General features: G+C 53.8%; 14 protein-coding genes. 2 read left to right on the forward strand and 12 right to left on the reverse strand.

Annotated elements, in window-relative coordinates:
- Position 1 precedes the first annotated feature (1 nt).
- From GTO91_RS10715 to GTO91_RS10725, 3 genes are read right to left on the reverse strand one after another with little or no spacing between them, the layout of a single operon-like run.
- On the reverse strand, positions 2 to 1,684 hold the full coding sequence (locus GTO91_RS10715; protein ID WP_161258743.1) for a UvrD-helicase domain-containing protein: 1,683 nt from the start codon (positions 1,682 to 1,684) through the stop codon (positions 2 to 4).
- The gene (locus GTO91_RS10720; RefSeq protein ID WP_161258711.1) at positions 1,662 to 4,331 is read right to left on the reverse strand and encodes a hypothetical protein; all 2,670 of its coding nucleotides are present in this window, start codon (positions 4,329 to 4,331) and stop codon (positions 1,662 to 1,664) included. The genes GTO91_RS10715 and GTO91_RS10720 overlap by 23 nt, the downstream gene beginning before the upstream one ends.
- Positions 4,331 to 6,805, reverse strand: a complete 2,475-nt coding sequence (locus tag GTO91_RS10725) for a UvrD-helicase domain-containing protein (protein WP_161258712.1) — start codon at positions 6,803 to 6,805, stop codon at positions 4,331 to 4,333. The genes GTO91_RS10720 and GTO91_RS10725 overlap by 1 nt, the downstream gene beginning before the upstream one ends.
- Positions 6,806 to 7,204: 399 nt before the next feature.
- On the opposite strand from GTO91_RS10725, the gene GTO91_RS10730 reads away from it, so the two are divergent.
- Positions 7,205 to 7,561 carry a hypothetical protein gene (locus tag GTO91_RS10730; protein ID WP_161258713.1) on the forward strand — a complete coding sequence of 119 codons (357 nt, stop codon included), beginning with the start codon at positions 7,205 to 7,207 and terminating at the stop codon, positions 7,559 to 7,561.
- A 115-nt stretch (positions 7,562 to 7,676) separates the two neighbouring features.
- Here the strand turns inward: GTO91_RS10730 and GTO91_RS10735 are convergent, their stop codons facing one another.
- Positions 7,677 to 9,212 (reverse strand): phosphoenolpyruvate carboxykinase (ATP), encoded by a 1,536-nt coding sequence (locus GTO91_RS10735; RefSeq protein ID WP_161258714.1) that lies wholly within the window; start codon positions 9,210 to 9,212, stop codon positions 7,677 to 7,679.
- 366 nt (positions 9,213 to 9,578) lie between these two features.
- Complete coding sequence (gene asd, locus GTO91_RS10740) at positions 9,579 to 10,403, reverse strand: archaetidylserine decarboxylase (protein WP_207709007.1); 825 nt, start codon at positions 10,401 to 10,403, stop codon at positions 9,579 to 9,581.
- Positions 10,404 to 10,608: 205 nt separating this feature from the next.
- On the opposite strand from asd, the gene GTO91_RS10745 reads away from it, so the two are divergent.
- Complete coding sequence (locus tag GTO91_RS10745; protein ID WP_161258715.1) at positions 10,609 to 10,872, forward strand: hypothetical protein; 264 nt, start codon at positions 10,609 to 10,611, stop codon at positions 10,870 to 10,872.
- Between the two features lie 159 nt (positions 10,873 to 11,031).
- On the opposite strand, the gene GTO91_RS10750 is transcribed toward GTO91_RS10745, so the two are convergent.
- From GTO91_RS10750 to GTO91_RS10780, 7 genes are all read right to left on the reverse strand, one after another.
- On the reverse strand, positions 11,032 to 12,720 hold the full coding sequence (locus tag GTO91_RS10750) for an alkaline phosphatase (RefSeq protein ID WP_161258716.1): 1,689 nt from the start codon (positions 12,718 to 12,720) through the stop codon (positions 11,032 to 11,034).
- A gap of 254 nt (positions 12,721 to 12,974) precedes the next feature.
- Complete coding sequence (locus GTO91_RS10755; RefSeq protein WP_161258717.1) at positions 12,975 to 14,144, reverse strand: peptidoglycan-binding protein; 1,170 nt, start codon at positions 14,142 to 14,144, stop codon at positions 12,975 to 12,977.
- Positions 14,145 to 14,565: 421 nt separating this feature from the next.
- Positions 14,566 to 16,149, reverse strand: a complete 1,584-nt coding sequence (locus tag GTO91_RS10760) for a GMC family oxidoreductase (protein WP_161258718.1) — start codon at positions 16,147 to 16,149, stop codon at positions 14,566 to 14,568.
- Positions 16,146 to 16,793 (reverse strand): gluconate 2-dehydrogenase subunit 3 family protein, encoded by a 648-nt coding sequence (locus GTO91_RS10765; protein ID WP_161258719.1) that lies wholly within the window; start codon positions 16,791 to 16,793, stop codon positions 16,146 to 16,148. Before GTO91_RS10765 ends, GTO91_RS10760 begins: the two co-directional genes overlap by 4 nt.
- Before the next feature lie 12 nt (positions 16,794 to 16,805).
- On the reverse strand, positions 16,806 to 17,198 hold the full coding sequence (locus GTO91_RS10770; RefSeq protein WP_161258720.1) for a hypothetical protein: 393 nt from the start codon (positions 17,196 to 17,198) through the stop codon (positions 16,806 to 16,808).
- A gap of 81 nt (positions 17,199 to 17,279) precedes the next feature.
- Positions 17,280 to 17,657, reverse strand: coding sequence for a hypothetical protein (locus GTO91_RS10775; RefSeq protein ID WP_161258721.1), 378 nt, complete (start codon positions 17,655 to 17,657; stop codon positions 17,280 to 17,282).
- Positions 17,658 to 17,723: 66 nt separating this feature from the next.
- A complete protein-coding gene (locus GTO91_RS10780) occupies positions 17,724 to 19,241 on the reverse strand; it encodes a stalk domain-containing protein (protein ID WP_161258722.1) in 1,518 nt (505 codons plus the stop codon).
- Between the last annotated feature and the right edge of the window lie 33 nt (positions 19,242 to 19,274).

A 19,274-nucleotide genomic window follows, 5' to 3' on the forward strand; every position in this document is an offset into this window, starting at 1 on the left:
ATCAAGCGATAACTTCCTGCCCACAAAAAATATTTTTATCAAAACCGTAAGCTTCGAATGAGTCAATATGAAAATCGCGAATAAAGGGGGACACTTTCGAAATAGTTTCTCCAGACCAACACAAGGTCAATTCTTTCCGAGCCCTGGTAAGCGCAACATAGAGCACTTTTTTCTCATCGTTTGAGATAGAATCGTGGTCGCGCTCAAAGCTATCGCTGTTTATTGTTTCGGAACGGCGCTTCAAGTCTTCAATGCGATCTTGATGGGGATAGTTCAAACGATCAAAATCAATGATAAAGACATAATCGAATTCTAATCCCTTCACACTGAAAGCGTCCGTGAACAGCACAGGTTTTTTATCGGCGTCATGATTGAACCGTCTTTCGTACTGCTCAGCGGTGATTACAGAAAAATTTTGCTCCAAATATGCCTTAATCGGGTGGTCGTGCCTCAACATCGTCCGCTTTTCGCTCCTATGGATGACACAAAGGGAACTTTCAGGATCCCGATGATATATTTCCTTTAACCGTTCGACGACAAAACGATACATCATCATCCGTTCTTGAAAATAATGAATTTCTGGCAAAGGTCCTTCCCGCTCTGATGCGCGTAAATCCTCCCGGACATGCTCCAAGTCGTTAAACTTTAAACCATTCGCGAATGCCATAATCTGACGGGTTGATCGATAATTTACACGCAGAGTCCGTGTCCGCTTTCCTTGCAGTTGAAGTCCCAACTCTGCATAGGTATGGGGACTGCGTTTATAAATGCGCTGTTTCGGATCACCCGATAGGACAAGCGTCTTTTTTGCAAGCCGGACAAGAACCTTGATTTGCATGGGTTGTAAGTCTTGCACTTCATCAACGAAAATTACGTCGAATAGCAAAGATTCAGGAATTTGGTCGATTACTCCCCAAAGAGCGAGCGCGTAGTCCTCCATATCCATGTCGCCGTGATAGTCATTCTTCATTTTAGCTTGGTATCGCTCAAAAAGAGTGAATATCGTTTGCCGTTGCGCACGGGTCAGCCGAGGGTTATTGCCACGTCCTGTTCGATCCACATTCAGATATGCGTCCCGTTGGGTATATCCGTTTGCTTTTATCCACAGCAACTCTTCAAGGATAAAAGAACCCGAGTGTGTAGAAAATAAACGTTCATCAGAGCCCAATTGTTGGTATTCTCTGCTTTCCTTATACGTGTCAGTCAATGCAGTTACGCGCCTTAACAGGTTATTCTCATGAAGTTTCAAGCCTCTTGTCGTTGCATCGAATCGGGGAACTTTGTGAAACCCCATTTGCCGCAAAAGCCAATGGGCCATATCATGAAAGGTTTCCATCCGCAGGTCGTGTTTTTGAACAACTTCATGAAACAGTAACGCCATATGGGCGCGCTTGCGAGCGTCTTCTATTAAAGTTTTATTAAAAGACAGATAGAGAATGCGCTGCCGATTTTTTTCCTGCTCCATAACCCGCAATAATTTAAAAATTAAAGTGATGCTTTTTCCGCTACCTGCTGCGCCCTGGATAAGCAACTGCGGTTCGTTTACTTGCACAAGAGCCGTTTGCTCCGCTGAAGGTTGGATGCCGGGGAGCAAACTACGCACGTCGAAGTAGTTTTGCCAAGCCATAGCAGAACGTTGCCAAAAGGCAAACTTAGCTGCTTCAGTGTCGGTGCTTGTCTTCATCAACTACATACACCCCCTCCAGGCAAAGGGACAAATGTGGACACATACGACAGTGCTGTCCCCCTTTTGATTGTGTGTTGGTATTCAAAAGGGTTCGGAACCAGTCTTTCAGCCACTTTACTTTAATCGGCTTTCCATCACGGTATGCCTCTCGTATTTTATAAGCTGTTTGACCGTAGCGACTTCGAAGTCGTTGCAAGCCAGCCATTGCGCTTGGATAATGAACGTTTTGAAAAGACCGGTACTCCCGCAACCCATGAATACTCGTTGTGATTAACAAATTTTCCTTCAACGTATCCGTCCACTGGGGGAAAAGCGGAAAAAGAAACTCTCTCACCTGTTTACGACCGTCAGCTTGTTCAGCAAGCAATGAAGCAACGGCAGCAAAAACAAGTTTTTGATGAAAGTCAGTCGAATAAAGTGGTTGTTGGTCTATAATTGCCGTGTAGAAAAACTTAAGCGGGCAGAAATCGATGTCCAGGTAAAATACCTCTGGAAACTGGCTTATAATGTTAATTATTTCATCTGTTTTTTCTGTATTTTCCATTTCGGGGGTTTCTACCGCAAATGAAGATGTGTTCTCCGTTATTGATGTGGGGGTAGATGTCCTAAATCCTAACATATCAATCTTGTTCTCAATCTCACTCTTAGGATATAAGGAACTTAACACGTGCCATGCCAAACCGGGCGCATCATGACGATGCCACTGACGTATCCAACTTACAGTAAGCTTTTTCCGACAAAAGGCTACGGCATAAAATAGCGAAAAATCTGTAAATCCTTCCCTAAGCTTGCTTTTCCAGAGAAAGTCCACATCTAAACAGCGCAGCAACAACGAACGCCAATTCTGATTCGACAAGCGGTTTGCAGCAGTTCTGACCCATTCGTTCGTGAGATAATGGCCAAACTCGTTACGTTCACTTTTCTGCGTCGCTTCAAGAGACATGTTGGTCAAGTGGATGGATTCGCTAGTCAATACTAAACCATCCAGTTGCTCTAGACTATGAATAACGTCTACCGCATTCTGTTGCGTCCCGGGTCCATAAAGACAAACCATCATATAGCTTTCTAGTTCAGGTCTTTCTGCTCGCCATTCGTCTGGAAAGTTGATTAAAAGCATCCGCTCGAAACGTTCAAAAAAAGGCAAGTCATCCTTTATTGTGGTCTCAAGCTGCCCTCGAAGGCTCTCTATGATTCTTCTCCAACTTTCAAAATGAGCTCCCACAGAAACACTTGTACCTTCAACAGGTAATAGTCGTCGAAGCATTGATTCAACAATACTGACCAAGTCCACGACTTGCTTCAACGTTACGCTGTACCGCTCCCCATGAACGTAGACAAATACCCTTAATGGATTTGACAGATACCGCGCCATCCGGTTTCGATTTACCTGATCTCGTGCCAGGTCATCAAAAACACGACTTGCTCTCTGCAGTTCCTCCAAGCAACCAAGCCGACGGCGGATTTCCTTCAAGGTTGTAACTCCCTGCATGTAATCAGATAAATCATCCAAAAAACCTACTGCAGCCATTCCAGAAACTTGTTTCGTATCCACCCACGGAGAAGCAGCTATCTGAACAAAGGTGTTCCAGTCCAGTTCAAAATCGGGCTCCCGCCGTCGGCATCGGTATACGGCATGTATAAACCGGTACAGCGGATGTCCAGCCATTTCTTGCTTTCGCCGTGTGGGAAGGGCATCGCCAAAAGCCTGGTTCAATTGGTCGGCTTCCGGGGCCGCAATCTTTTGTTTCAAGTTCGTTGGGGGGTGCGTTCTTAGATACGACTTAAATTGGGCCGGTGAATTAAATTCCACAATGCCCAAATCCAAGCAATCCTCAGGCGCCAGCATCCGGGTTAACGTTTCTCTTCGCTCTGCACCCGCAGAATCAATACCCTCCAAAAAACGAATTAATTGCTGTCCCTTTCGGAACTGGGCCGTACATGAATAGGACCATTCCTTGCATCCGACTCCAGTGATGGCTTCGTATAATTCACGCCAGGGAGCAGAGATCGATGGGCAATAGGCATAAAAGGGGATGCGAAAGACCACTTTGATTCCCCAGTGACGAAGCCGGTGGAAAAAGACCATGCGCATCGCGTCGATTTTATCCAATTGATACAAATAGATCCTACGAATAGACTTTCCCTCGTTCAGTTCATGACAAAGGTGTTCATATGTAACGCTGTGATAGATGTTAATGATGTCTCTGACCTGAGGGTCGGTCATGAGGCTCGTCACAATTTTTTGGAACGCTAATGCCGGATCCGGCTGAGAGACTGGCGGTAATGCAAAGATCCCCAATTCCGCAAGCAAACAAAACTCACGGACAATGGTTTCCAAGTCATTTATGAGGGCGCGTTTTAAGGGATTATCTTCTGAAAAGAGTCGCTGAATGCACTCCCGAACTTTTGTTTCGAGAAAAATCCGAGTTAATGGTTGATACCAACGACGATACAATCTGCGTTGCAATCCCTCGTAGGACCAAACAGAGGGGCTACCAGGACCCAGGTATGCGCCACGCTGTCGGATCCAGTTCGCTAAAACGTGACCACCAGTGATATGCATTTCATCCTCATATATTTTTAACTGTTGGTAGTAGGCATGGGGGTCTTCAAAGGTTTCAACATAAAAAATCTGTGAATCCATTAAACCATGCCTCCCAAGCGTAACAAATCACGCCAACTATTCAGTCGATTGTTACGGGCGATATCGTCATCAACCTGAACGTACAACCCTTTTTTTGCGCGAGTCATAGCTACATAGAGCAAGCGTGTTTCCTCCGCAACAATCTCAGGGTTCTCGTGACCGCTTAGTTGATCAAATATGAGGTTCCGGTAGCTGAAAGTGTGCAAATGTAAGCGGTACCCTACCTGCCAGCGATCATTGTGACGAGCCAAAATCACCTGTGGGCGCCCACTGCGTAAAAAAGGATGACGTGTAATCGGTATAATCACATGCTCAAACTGAGCACCTTTCGCTTTGTGAACAGTCAGGCAGCGAAGCCTGTGTTTACGCTGTTCTTCCGGCGCCAGTAAAGGAATTTCTGAAGTATCAGTATCCATTTTAATTCGAAGAAAGTGTGCCAATTCTATAAGCGAAACTGACGAATCTCCAAAGTGGCGACGTAAAAGGAAAAAAAGATGTTCGAGATTCATGCTATATTCTAGCGTTTTAATCTCGCTGTCTCGTTCCAACCGTGGAGAAACCTCCGGCGAACCTGCAATTTTTGACTGGAGACGAGTGAAAAAATTGACTTCAGGGCGGATATCAGCGACGATTTGTTCTAGGACATGAAGTATGGGTTTTTTTGTGATCAACGAAAGGTATTTCTCCCAAGTACTTTCCCCACCAGTCTTTCGCCATAGTTCTTTCAAAAATAATCTATCGGGGTTAAATCCGGAAATAACTTCCCTATAGCTTAAGGTCCGGCTTCCATAACTCGTTTGGTCTAAGGCGAACCAGTTTTTTGTAACCTCGGGATGCAATAAGGCCTGTAAAACAATATACAGTTCTCTCACCGGCGGCGAACGGTAAAAATCTCCACGCACTTCGCCTTCGCAGGGATATCCTAACTTACGACAAAGCCGAATGACTTTGTCAACATCATCGTTCGTGCGCACAATAAAAGCTGTCTCCTCTTCACCAATCTGGTCGAGCACTTCTTTTAGATGCATTTCGCGAGAGCCGTAGGCGCGAATTTTTTTCTCAGCCCTATCATCCGTATATAAGCTATCTTCATTCGCCTTGATTAGAGCAGGACGAAGCTGCTCCTCCCGGTCGTATTTAAAATGCCTTACCTTTAGGCTCCAATTACGGAAAAACTCGTTCATTTCCAAAAGCAGCACAGGAATCGACCGGTAGTTAAGGGCCAGATGGTACCTGTCCAGATTATCCACCAGTTTATTCAGTCCTTCACTTAACTGCCGAAAGGCCGTATAGTCGGCACCGCGAAAACGATATATACTCTGTTTTTCATCACCAACCACGAATAAACGACAGTAGGACCTCCGAACCAACCACAATAAAAAACGAACCTGCACATCATCTGTATCCTGAAATTCATCGACAAATAGATACCGCCATGCTAAGGCTATTTTCCTTTCTCTCCCTCTCTCGGTCACCCGATCCAATTCGCGAATAAGATCAGAAATCTCCCAAGCGTTCCGTTCCCGTTTGAATAAAGATAAACGTTCATTTAAATGCTTGAGTAAAAACAATAATAAAGGCGATAAATTGGGTTCATCATCGCCAAAATCAATTTGTTTTTCCAAGTCATTTATCAAGACACTTCGGTTGTCTAAAACCGAGTTAACAAACAGCACCATTTCTACAACAAGATACTGCGGAATCCTCTCTATGGCTTTAAAAAGTTCGGGATTAGCCTTCGCAAAGCTATCTATGCCTTCTTCAATAATTCGTCTTTTGTCATAAATAAAGCTGCCAATCTGTATATTACTGGAGAATCCCAATGTTCTCCCTTCAACTTCTAAAAAAGTTTTGGCAAATGCGTGAATCGTTGATACCTTCAAAAAACGTACTTCCTGCATCCATTCTAGGTATCGACGTTGACCCGTAATTTTATAATACTTGTGAAGTCTATCAATCAGACGTTGCCGCATCTCCACAGCTGCTTCGTTAGTAAAGGTGATCATTGCAACCTGTGACAACATTAGATCTGATTGTTGATGTTTAAGAAAAAGAACCCGGTTCACCATTGTCGACGTTTTTCCCGTACCTGCTCCCGCTATGATCATCTGATGCCTTTCGGGGGAAGCATGAGTGATTATGTATTGCTCTTTATTAAAACAAAACCTTCCGGTAACAGGTCGCGAATGGTCTGCTAAGTATTCAAATACGCTTCGATCGTGGACAACCCCATCGTAAAAGAACACGTCTTTTTGCGGCAATGGATGGTGTTCTGGTACTACATACCATTCAAACAAGTTTGCCTCAGCCGCCTCCAAAAATAGGCGGGGAATGTTCTGAGTTTCATGCCCATAGGGGGTAAACAAATAAACCCGAACTCCGCGAGAAAGCTGCGACTTGATTTCCTCCCATCCTATATTAAAAGATTGGGAATAAATCAACAAAGAATATAATGCCTCAGCCGTGAATTTCACTTAATCCAGACTCCTTCGTCACGAAAATGAAATTTTTCCTATAGAAAGCGAATATCGTACCTACATCTCACAATTGGGGTTCATCAGAATAATTGACACTCTAATCATATCTCAGAAGAAAAACAAATAAAATACACGGTAATTATTATAGTTAATAGTTATTTTCTTCCTTTTTGAGCTTTTTCTAAAGGTTATCGGTATAATGGTTCCCAAGGCCAGACAGGGGTTCTTGGTTCGTTCATTCGGCGCTCTGAACGAACTTATAAAAAAATCGAATACGTAGTAAAATGGACAAAGACAAAGATCCAAACGCAAGGTATCGTTAGAATCATTGTAATGAATCACATCGGCTCATATGATTTTAAATCATTTTAAAAAGGGTCAACAGGGGGGCTCAAAATGAGTGAAACGCTTCTCCGACAGATTCTAGACGAAGTCAAACTCACGAAGACCGACATTAGAGAGATGAAGTTAAGATTGACCGGGATTGAAGAACGGCAATCCAGGATGGAGGAACGACAAACCGTCTTGGAACAAGGGCAGTCTGAACTTTTCCAGCTGACTAGAGCGATTGAAGGCAACCTGCATGAAACGCGGGCCGAGGTTGTTCGACTTGGTGAGCGAATGGACAGGCTCGAAGGAACCGTCACCCGGATCGCTGATCTTCAGGAAGATACGACTTTCGTCCTTAAGGAACTGAGTTACCGAACGAATAGGCATGAATCAGAAATCAGAGAACTGCGTCGAGCCAAATAACTGCATAATATTTTAGACAAGACGAGAGAAAGCCCTTCACGGCCTCAAGACTGTGAAGGGCTTTGTATTATCTCGGGGTATGACTGGACGATAGCGCCGGGATATAGAGCCTAGATTAGGCCTTCTCCACAGCCGCCCGGATCTCCTCCGCCAACCCAGGGAAGCGGGCCAGCCACTCGCGCCGTTCGTTGCGGAGTTTTTCCACGCGGGACTGGTACTCCTCTACGCTGTAGAAGCGGCGGGGCATGATTTCCCCGATGTCGAGGCCGGGGACGGAGACGGGGACTTCATAGCCCCAGTCGGGGTCGACGGTCCACTCGATGCCGCCCTTGGCGATCTCCTTCATCAGCGTGGTGGAAACCTTGATGGAGAGCTTGATGCCGGCGTCGCCCTCATGGGCGCCGACGGATCCTGTATTCAACAGATAGCACTCCATATCGGGGTTGTTGCGGAGGATCTCCAGGAGGCGTTGCCCCTCTTCCTCTTCGGGACCGACGATGAAGGGGTTAGTGCCCACTTCGCGCTTCGACTGGCCGGCCTTGGTCGGGTCGCCGGCAGAGGTTTCGATGGACTCGCCGAGCATAAAGTAGGCGGCCCCTTGGACGGGGTTCAAGCGGGCCAGCGGCGGCACGATGTCGTTGCGGCGGGTGATGAAGATGATCTTGTGGGCCTTCTGCAGGTCGATGGAGTCGTCAGAGCCGGCCACTTCTTTGCGCAGGACGATGCCGCGGCCGTTGGAGGTCAGTTCCTGGTTGAAGAAGTCGATGACGCCGCCCTCGAAGACCTTGATGTTCTCGAAGAGGGCGTTGGGGGACACAGCGGCTTCGTAGAGGACCTTCTGGGGCTTGTCGAGGCCGTCGGTCTTGATATAGAAGCCGTCTTCCGTGCCGGCGCAGAAACCGTCGGGATCCATGAGCACGATATCGTCCTGTCGGATGATTACGCGCTCGTCGCCGGTGAGGCCGTGGTCGTGAATGGTCAGGGTGGTCTTGCCGGTGCCACTGAGGCCGAAGAGGATGAAGCCCACATCCTTCAATTCGCCGGCGGCGTCGCGGACGCGGAGCACCTTGGAGCCGGCGTGGAGTCCCAGGCCGCCCTTCTGCTTCGTCCGGAACATGGCCATGCGCAGGAAGGATTTCTTGCACTCGCCAAAGTAGTCGGTGCCCAGGATATATGTAACGCCAGCCAGCGGGTGGCAGAAGATTACCCGCTCCGGCCACTCGGGGACGTAGATGCTGATCAGATCGGGTTCCTTGTCCTTGTCCGCAGGCGCAAACAGGGAGTGGATCCACATGGCGGGGATGCGCGCATAGGGTTCGGTGATGTAGAGGCGGCAGTGGTAGGTGTGGCCGGCGTCAAGGCCCATCTGCCGGTCGAGGCGGATGACGCTCCGGTCGGCCAGGTAGCGGTGCACCTCAGCGGCCAGAGCCGTGGCCTTCTCCAGGGAGATCCCCTGCTGGTCGACGCCCAAGGTGATCCCGTCTTCGACGAGGTAGGTTTTCTTGGCGCTGCGGTTGCGCGCTTCCGAGACGTAACAGGGACTGCCGAATTCGGTCGTGTGTTCCTCGCCCCGAGCCATTTCCCGCAGTTGCGCCGCCGTCGGGTTATCGATCAGGCGGGCAAGCTCAAGGGGTTGGCGGAAAGGATGCATGTGATAGACACCTCCATTAGTGTGGCAAACCCCCGGTCTACGGAGCGGCTTTCCCTCCCGATTGATGGTCAGGGAAAACGGGTTACTGTTTAGGTAAAACCGGGGAAACGTCCTGCAATGGTGTCGAATCTTCGCTGATAAAAACGCTTCCTGTCGCTGCGCTTGGAAGGTTATGCCCAGAACAGCTAATTCGACACAACTATGGAGAGCCCTCCTTTTTGCGAATCTTTCATGAATACAAATAAAATGGCCCAATGGGGCCAATAGATTAAGGGCGTGCCCTTCCATTCCTAGATTATGAGTCTCTATTCGCCAATAATGCCATACAATTAAAAAAAGACCGGCCAAATATGCCGGTCTTTTTTTTCAAATAATTTTTTCCGCAAGCTCCTCGCCCATCTTCAGTCGGGTACCCGTCTCAATGCCTGGCTTCCAGCGGATGGCGCCCGGTTCGTAGAGTAGGATCACCGTCGACCCAAACTCGAAGAAGCCCAGCTCGTCCCCTTTTTCCAGATAGGGACCCTCGGTCACTGAGATCAATTTGGCCCGTTTGCGCCGGTTGATTTCGGCGTAGCCGACTCGGACGCTGCCGACCATCATGGCGCCTACCTTGATCACCGCGACCTGTCCCACATCGGTGTTCATGTAGGTGATCAACCGCTCATTGCGGGCGAAGAGGTTGGGCACCCCGCGCACGCCCAGGTCGTTGACAGGATAAAGCCGCCCGGGCCAGTAAGCGTATCCGGTCACCCGGCCCGCCAGGGGCGCATGGATGCGGTGGTAATCGCGCGGGCTCAGGTAGATGGTGATAAACTCTCCCCCGGTAAATCGCCTGGCCTGTTCCGCGTCACCAAGGAGTTGTTCCAGCGAGTAGTTGATCCCCTTCGCCTGGATCAGGCGCCCGGCCGATGCGGTGCCCATCTGGGATACCTTACCGTCTACAGGGCTGACGACGGTCCTTTCATCAGGACAGACGGGGCGCATGCCCGGCTTCAAACGGCGGCAGAAGAAATCAGCCAACGAGCGATACTCCTGCCAGTATTTTTCCGCTTCCTCCAGGTTCACACCGTAGCGGCGGATGAACCAGGGGATGGCCCTCCGGCTCCAACGGGAAGCGGCCCACTTCCCGCTTTGGCGGGACAGCCAGGTCTGGGGCAGCATATGTAGAATGGCAAGTTTGACGCGTCGCAACCTTTTCCCTCCTGGCTGATTGTCTACCAACGTTCAGGATAACCGAGGGAGAGCAATTCTGTCAAACAAATATGTTACAATGGAAATACCAAAAGATTGACGGCTTTTCCCGTTTAGTCTTCACCTGAACCGTCCCCATTATGGCTATTCCCTTCAAGAAAAACAATGGGAACGAACGGCAAAGGAGGTCCACCGGACCGACGCGTTGCCTGCCGAGATCTGGGCAGAACTGCGCCGTTCCCGCGAGAACCGTTACCGGGACGTGGACGATCGGCTGAACAGCTTGCCGGAAGAACCGGCCCTGATCGATTTCTGCCGCCTGCTCGATCTGACGGAGGAGCTGCGCGCCTGCCGGCAGGCTGTCGGGGCCTCTCTCGAAAGTGCATCTGGTGATCACACGCGGGAACGCGAGGCCGGCCTTGTGTCGCCTCCGGCAGGGGCCGGACATGAGGAACCATCAGGGGAATAAAAAATGTAGACAAAGGGTGACCGAAGATCCAATCAAGATCAGCCTAAGAGCGACCTAACCTAAGAACGAACAAAGATCGGCGAAGAGACCCGCGCATACAGCGCGGGTCTCTTCTTGAACAGCAATCTCACGCATTCCATATAAGACATTCGAATGTATCTATTTCTTGGACGCCTTCAGGGCCGCCGCGAACCGGTCGACGGCCTCCTGGGGCACGTAGACGGGGGCGTCTTCCTTGCCGCGGACGGTCAGGCCGGTCATGGTGTCCGCCTTGTCGTTGATGATGATGATGTCGGTGCTGATGGGCAGCTTGGCTTTGACGTTGTCTTTTTCAACGAAAACGACGGGGTTCTTGGCGTCGGTGACGTCGATGTCGCACTTGGCGCCCAGTTTGGCAAAGGCCTCTTTGGCGTTAACCATCAACTTTTTGTTGACATCGGCAAGATCAAAGCCCATCGCTTTGGCCATCACGCGGGCAGCATCGGTGTTGTCCACCAGTCCCGAGAGGCTGTTGGGACCGTAGCTGTAGACGATGACATCCTCGCCGGTATGGCCGTGGGTGGTCCAGCCGATGCGGGCGCGCTTGCTCACGATCCTGCCGATGCCGTAGTCGCGGTCACTGTCTTTGGCCAGCCATTTTTTCGCCTCTGCAAGTTCCTCGTCGGTCACATCGGTGATGCTGTAGTACTTGGCGATGGCTTCTTTGATCTGTTCGTCTGTGGCGTCTTTCGGCAGTTCACGGACGATGTAATCGGAGGTGCGGTTCACCTTGAGCAACGGCGACATCACCGTCTCAAGGGGCATTTTGTCGTATGATTCGTCGGAGAGGCTGTTGCCGATGGTGACGCCGCCATTGCCGTGGTCGGTGGTAACGATCAGCAGGGTGTTCTTGTCCTTTTTCGCAAAATCGAGGGCCACTTTGACGGCGCGGTCAAAGGCGTTGATGTCGCTGATCAGGCCGACAGGGTCGTTGGCGTGGGCAGACCAGTCTACTTCGCTGCCTTCGACAAAGAGGAAGAAGCCATCCTTGTCTTTGCTGAGCCTGTCGATGGCTTTTTGGGTCATCTCAGCCAGGCTCGGTTGTTTCGCCGGGTTGCGGTCGATGTCGCGATCCAGGGAGACATCGGCGAACATGCCCCAGATCTTGTCCGCCGTGGAGGCCTTCAACTTGCCGGTGTCGGTCACATAGTCGTAGCCGCGTTGCTTGATCACCTTGATCAGGTCCTGGCCGTCGGCGCGCTTTTGCCCGAGGTAGCCGGCGCCGGCGCCGAGGACGACGTCCATGTCCTGGTAGACCTGCTGTTCGGCGATCTCCTCATAATTGGAGCGCTTATACCAGTGGGCCGATGTGGCCGCCGGGGAGGCGTGCTGGATCTGGGAGGTGGAGACGATGCCGGTGGCCTTGCCCATCAGCTTGGCCCCCTCCAGGACAGTGGCGACAGGCTTGAAGGGCTCGCTGCCGCTGTATTCCTTGGCGCCGGTGATGTTGATCTTGTCGGGAAGGACCGATATGTAGCCGCTGTCGCTTTTGAATCCTGTCGAGTAGGCGGTTCCGGCAGGCGCCGAGTCGGTGATGATAGAGTTGGCGCCAAAGGTGCGTTGTAACGCCAGCTCAAAGGCGGGATCATCGAGGGCGAGACGGGATTGGGGGTCCTTACTTTTTGCGATGTTGTACCAGCGGGTCAGGGTCGTGCCGCCGATCGAGTTGCCGTCGCTCAGCATGAAGATGACGTTTTTCGCTTTGCCTTGGCTGGCCGAAGCGCCGGCGGCAAGGGCGGGGGTTAGGGACGTCAACAGCATGGCCGTTCCCATGACGGCGGCGAGCATGTTTTTTGTCGCCTTGTTCATTTGATGACCTCCTTAATTGGTTATCGCAGCCTACATTAGCATCATTTTGTTAAATGACGATGACGGCAGATTAAGGTTCCTTATGGTTTCATGATCTCCCGTGTTAAGTTTTTTTCCTCCTATCATCCCAACTGAAAAAGAGCGCAGATCCCCAAAAAAGAGCAGAGCCAACCCGGATCTCGACAAATTGCGGCAAATCGCGGATTGGCTCTGACCTCACAAATCGATTATCCTCTTGCTCCAGCTTCCGTGGGTTATGATTCCGCTTCCGAAGCGCCCACTGCCGGCTGCAGTTCGATCTCCACGCTGACGCCCTGCCGCGTGCCCAGATTGGTGGCGGCGAGTATATATCGTCCGGGATAGCGGATATCCTGGCCCGTGTTGCTCGACTGGTTCCATGTTTCCTGGAATGCTTGATACTCTGCCGGCTGCAAGACGATGGTCTCGGCAACGGGATTGAAGGAACGACCGCGGGACCAGCGCCAGACTTCGATGCCGCTCAATCCCAGGTCGATGGACAGGTCATACCGCTGGGACGAGGGGTAATTGAGGGTGATCGGCTGTGTGCCCACATTGGTTTTGATGAAGGTGATCAAGACGGGCTCTCCCGGCCGGTAGACGGCCTTGTTCGTGTACAGGGTGTAGCGGATGTTATTGATTACGCGGGTGATGCGGTGGCGCGGCGGACGAGGCAAATCGCCGCAGGATTCTCCCAGGGAGAGCCACGTCTCCAGGTTGGCCCGTCCCGTCGGACTGATCCCGACTTCGGACTGAAAGGTTCTCACGGCATTCTCGGTCGCTTGATCATAGACGCCGGTCACGGTGACCAGATACTCAGCTGCGTCCAGCAGGCGCTGCAGACGCCGGACGGCCTCACCTGTGCTGCCTCGCGCCAGGTCGGGACAGGTCGGACCTGCCGGCGGTGTGGGCGTCGGACGCGGCGCAGGAGGCGTCGGCGCAGGCCTGGGCGGCGCCGGACGGCGAGGCGGCTGCGGCGTCACGGGCGGACGCTGCCCCGGTTGCCGGGGAAAAGGCGGGATGGGCGGACGGGCGCAGTTGACACCGAGTGCCTGCCATTCGGCCCTTTCGACGATACCGCTTGGTTCCAGGTTCTGGCGGCGCTGCAGGCCGATGACGGCGTTTCGCGTTGCGATCCCAAAGATCCCGTCAATGGGTCCCGGATTCAAACCGGCCCTGGCCAGCAACTGCTGCAGCCGTCTTACCGAAGCGCCCCGAGCGCCCAGGGACAGGGTTGGACAAAGTCCTCCCGGTGATGCCGGCACGGGGATCGAGATCGCTTGCCCCACCTGCAAGACATCCGGGTTGGGCAACCGGTTGGCGGCCAGCAACTGCTCCAATGTCACGCCATATCTCTGGGCGATGGCGGTCATGGTGTCGCCCGGTCGAACATAATAGACGATCAAAGCAAGATCACTCCTTTCTATTCGGTTCCATGATATTCCAGTCACACCCGATTGGTCCGTAAATGAAAAACAGACGCCTGATTAAGCGCCTGCCTTTCGGGATGAAAAGTGAACATGAAAAAATATGAAATTCATACGTAAAAGGCCGCCACGCCTGAGGACCGCGCAGTCTGTGCTCTACCGCCAGGCCAACCAAACGATCCCGGCAATCAAGCCCCACAAGGGCACACTGATTAAAACCGCCGTAAATAAGCCTCGAAAAAATTTGACCGGGCACTCCTCCACGCTTTTCAAACCCCTCCGCTAAAAAGTCCCTTTCATGCAGTATTACCGTTTCTGCTGTCAGGCATAAACGGAGAAACCTCATCCTCCCTTTCGTGGGAAGACGAGGCCTCCACCGACTTTTTTTTCGAAGGGCCTTTTACAGTTCCCCCTGCCGGAAAGCCTCCTTGATCGCGTCTGCCGTACGCCAGGCCAGGGACATGGCCGTTAGGGTCGGGTTGGAGGCGCCGGAGGTGACGAAGAGTGATGTATCGGCGATGAACAGGTTGGGGTGATCATGGGCGCGGCCCCACTTGTCGACGACGGAACGCCGGGGATCGTCGCCCATCCGGCAACCGCCGAGCATATGGGACGTATCGGGCGCCACAAACTCCACCTTGCCCCCGGCCGCTTCAAGGATGCGTTTGCACATCTCCACACCGGCGGCAATCACCTTGTGATCATTGTCGCCGAAGGTGAAGGTCACCTGCGGCGCCGGGAGGCCGACATCGTCTTTCTGATCGGACAAGGTAATGGTGTTGACTTCGCTGGGCAGGGTCTCCCCGACGATGGACAGGCGGGCGAAGTAGTTGTAGTCTCGGCTGATCTCACGCAGGTTTTTCCCCCACAATTCGGACGCTTTGGCGACGATGTTCATGAAGGCCAGCGGCCGGGAACCGTGGGCGAGGATAGAAAAGCCGCGCGCTCGCGAGCCGTCGGCCGGGGTTTCATAGAATTCCTGCGTCAACGCCAGGATGGGCGTTCCTTTGTACGGCAGGATTTCCTCGGAAAATCTCGCCATGATCTCATGGCCGGAATGAAGCATGAAGCACTTGCCCACCATGCCGCTGCTGTTGGCGAGGCCCTGCGGGTGGCGGGCGTCGGCCGACATCAGCAGCAGCCTGGGCGTCTCGATGGCCGAGGCGCAAAGGATGACCGCCCGCGCCCGCTGCCGGTACTCCTGACCGTTAAAGAGGAAGGTGACCCCTTCCACCCGGTCGTCGGGGCGGCAGAGCACCCGGCTGACCATGCAGCCGTGGCGCAGTTCCACCCCGGCGTCGAGGGCCTGAGGGATATGGTGGATCAGGGTGGAGAACTTGGAGTTGGGCAGGCAGCCCTGGGCGCAAAAACCCCGGTTGATACAGGGCGGACGGCCCCGGTAGGGCGCCGACAGGATGGCCAAAGGGGCGACGGAACTGCGGACGCCCAGTTTTTCGCAACCGATGCGCAGGACCTGGTGGGTGCCTGCAATGGGCTCCCGCTCCGGGTAAGGGTAAGGGCCATGGAAGGCCCCCCAGGGGTAGTGCTTCGGGCCGGACACGGGAATCTCCGCTTCCATCTTGCTGTAGTAGGGCGCCACATCCTCGTAGGTGATGGGCCAGTCCTCCCCTACCCCGTCGGCTGAGCGGGTGTGAAAATCGGAGGGGAAGAAGCGAGGCACGACGGCGGTGAAGTGGAGCGTGCCGCCGCCGACGCCGGAACCGGAGGTGTTGTGGCCCAGTTCAGGCGGGTTCGTCCCGGCAGTTAAACGCTTGTAGCGCCAGGCGGTCCGCCGCATGTGCAGTTCGTCGCTGACGAAGTCGCGGCTCACTTCCCAGTAGGGTCCCGCTTCGATGAGCACGACGCGCAGTCCCGCCTGACCCAAGTCGCGGGCCACCACAGCGCCGGTGGCGCCTGCCCCGACGATGACGGCGTCCACCTCATCTTCGAGCCACTTCCAGGCCAAACCTGTTTCATGGTTCATCGGTCAACCCTCCGCACGGGGCCTGGCCCCATGCCTTCCTTGGCCCGCTCCTCCACCCGCGCCGGGTCAAGCCGCGGTTCCCAAGGGTCTTTCAGGCCGTATTCGATCCGGTAGTAGCCTCGCGGATAGGCCGGACCGCCGTAGCCGATCTCTGACCAGATCTCCGGTTGGGAGTAAAAAAAGTCGATAGCCGTGCGAAGCATTTTTTTAAAAAAATCTTTCGACGACAGGCCTGTCCAGGTCACTTCCCCCCGCTGGGCCTTGCCGAGGATATCGTCCATCTCCCAAGGCGCCAACTGCAGGAATGAACGCTGATACAGTTGCAAGGCCGTGGCGTCCAGCCAGGCCAGACCGCCGCGCAGCAGTTGTTCCTCTGGCAACTGGGTGACGGGATGATACCCTTGACCCTGTTTTTCGGCCAAGTGACGGTCCAACTGCCCCGCCACCCGGGCGAGCAGGTTCTCGTCGCCCTCATCGACGAGCCGGCCGATGACCGCCTTCAGGATAGAGAATTCGAGGGGGGTAAAGACATGGGGCATCGCCGGCGGCTGCAGCCTTTTTTCCACCAAGACGCGCGTGTTCTCGTCCCAGTGGGGGCTCTCCCGCATCACGTCATATTCGGGATAAATCGTTTTCACCGTCATGGCGCCCCCTCCTTACAGGTACAGGGCGAGCAGCCCCAGCAACGACAGGGCTGACACCATGATCGGCAGCACCGGCGGTGGTCCCACCATGACATTGTTGACACCCCAACCGCCGACGCGCTGTCCGATCCCCTTGGCATGGTAGTAGAAGCCCGCCAATCCGCTGCCCAGTTCAGCGACGAGGGCGAAGAAAAAGAGCCAGCGCCAGATGGGGGCGTCGCGGATGGTCAGCGCCAGGCCGATCAGGGCGGCCACGGGCAGGCCGATGACCGGGCCCCACATGGCATAGTGGCGAAAGTTCTGCCGGTAGTGAAACAAGGTCACCTGAACAGCGACCATGGCAAAGGCGATAGACGTGAACAGGATCAGGAGCCGGTCAACAGGCCATCCCAGCCAGCGATCCATATGGTCAATCCTCCTTGTAACGAGCCCATATCCTCCGTAACAACCGCGTGTCCGCGATAGTGGGATCACGGCGGCGCTTCCTCAGGCGTCTACATTCCCCCCGTGGGCCGCCAGCAGCCCCTTGGCCTGCTCTTGGCGCTCACTGTCGCAGACCACAGTGACCAGGTAGTTCTCCCCAGTGACGAAGGTCGCGCCGTCGGCCATCCCTGATGCCGTCGGCATAGCGGCGGCCATCACCCGGGTGTCGTTGTCCCGTTCGATTCCCTCCACCAGTGAGGTGAGGCTGCGCCGCTCATCGCCTGTCAAGGGGCTGAAGTAGCGCTCCGCCGAATCAGGGTTCGGCATATGGCTCACCTGGTCCACCTGGACCGTCTCATAGCCCTGTCCGGTCAGTTGCTGTTTCGCCGCTTCGGCCGCCTCAGGCGTGTTGAAAAAGGCAAGGATCGTCTTTTCGGCCATAAAAAAACCCCCTTCTTCCGGCTAGTCTGCCGAAAAGAAGGGGGGCTTATCCTGTGTGAAAGACTATCACTTGCGTGTCACAAACTCCTGCGCGTAATAGCGAACCGTCTCCCCCGATGCGTGGCGACCGAACTCGACACCAGCGCCAAGGGACCGGTACTCCGAACTCAGCAGGTTTTCACGGTGGTCAGGGCTGTTTAGCCAAGAATAGGTCGCCTGTATCGCATCCACATACCCCATGGCCAAGTTCTCGCCGGCAATGCGGTAAGGGACGCCCGAGCGCTCCACCCGCTGGGCGAAGGTTCCTTTGGTCGGCGAATCGTGGCTGAAGAACCGGTTATCGGCCATATCGCGGCAGTGGGCTCGGGCCAGCACAGCCATGTCCTCATCCCAGGATACAGGATTGCCTTTCAGAGAAACGCGAATGGCGTTCGTAATATCCACGACCTGGCGTTCGTAGCCACGGGTCAACTGTTGCAGCGCCTCCCCTGCCGGCGTTTGCGTCCGAGGGGGTTTGGCCCAATTCCAGAGTTGTGATTGGTAGGAATACTGGGTTCGCGCCATCATTGTTTTTGTATCGATCAGCAGGATGCCGGTCAAACGGCCTTCGCGGGCGCTATCCAGGAAGAATACAACCGATTTCTCCCCATCCGCCCAGAGGGGCCGCTCTTTGAGATCCTGGCTCGACAGTTGGAACTGTACATCCCCTTCCGGGATTTTCGCCGTTACAGTCGCCTTCAGCGGATAACGGCTTTCAATCACGGTGCGTGGCGCATCCATGGGGATGCCGCCCACGGTCACGCCCTGGGCGGCCGTGAACACCGCCTGGACCCGTCCTCCCCCGATGCCCACCATGACCAGTTTCGCCGGATCACTGTTGTAGACCCACCATTCAAAGCCATATTCCCCGGGATCGATCCGGCGAGGCTCTCCCAGCAAGAAACGGACTCGTTCTGAACCGTCACCCAGGCGTACGCCGAACACAGCCAGTTCCTGTGACTGGGAATAGGCCAATCCGGCGCCGGAAAGGGCACCCTTGACGGTGATCCGGGCCGTCCGGTTGGATCCATCCCAGATGACCTCGTTGCCGAAGGATTCGCAGAGAAGCCGTAAGGGGACAAATACGCGATCCTCCCGCAACAGGGGCGGCACATCGATCGATTGCGACTTGTTGTCGATAGAGATGTATCGCACATCCGGCCACAGCCGGATGGTGCGCGCATCCTGCTCGATCTCAACAGTCCGCGTCTGCCCGTTCCAGGCAAACCGGGCGCCCATGGCTTCTCCCACAGCCCGGAGCGGCACCAGCGTTCGATCGTCCGCCAGCAGCGGCGGCGGTGTCAGGTTGAGTTTTCGCCCGTTGACCTCGATGGTGATATCAGGGCGGCTTTCCACTACCGGGCTGTTCGAAACACTCCGGAGGCTGGGAGCAGTCTCAGCAGCCCATGCGGAAGCGCCGGTCTCTGCCGACCATGCAGGGAGAGCCAGCAAGCAGGCGATAGCGGCGCTGATGGCGCCTCCCCACCGCCGGCCTGGTCTCTGCCCGGCAGACGGATTCGTTCCACTTTTTATGTAGCGGCTCACGGCAATCCCTCCCTGAAAAAGACACTCAGGTAA

Source organism: Heliomicrobium undosum (assembly GCF_009877425.1).
Lineage (GTDB): Bacteria > Bacillota > Desulfitobacteriia > Heliobacteriales > Heliobacteriaceae > Heliomicrobium > Heliomicrobium undosum.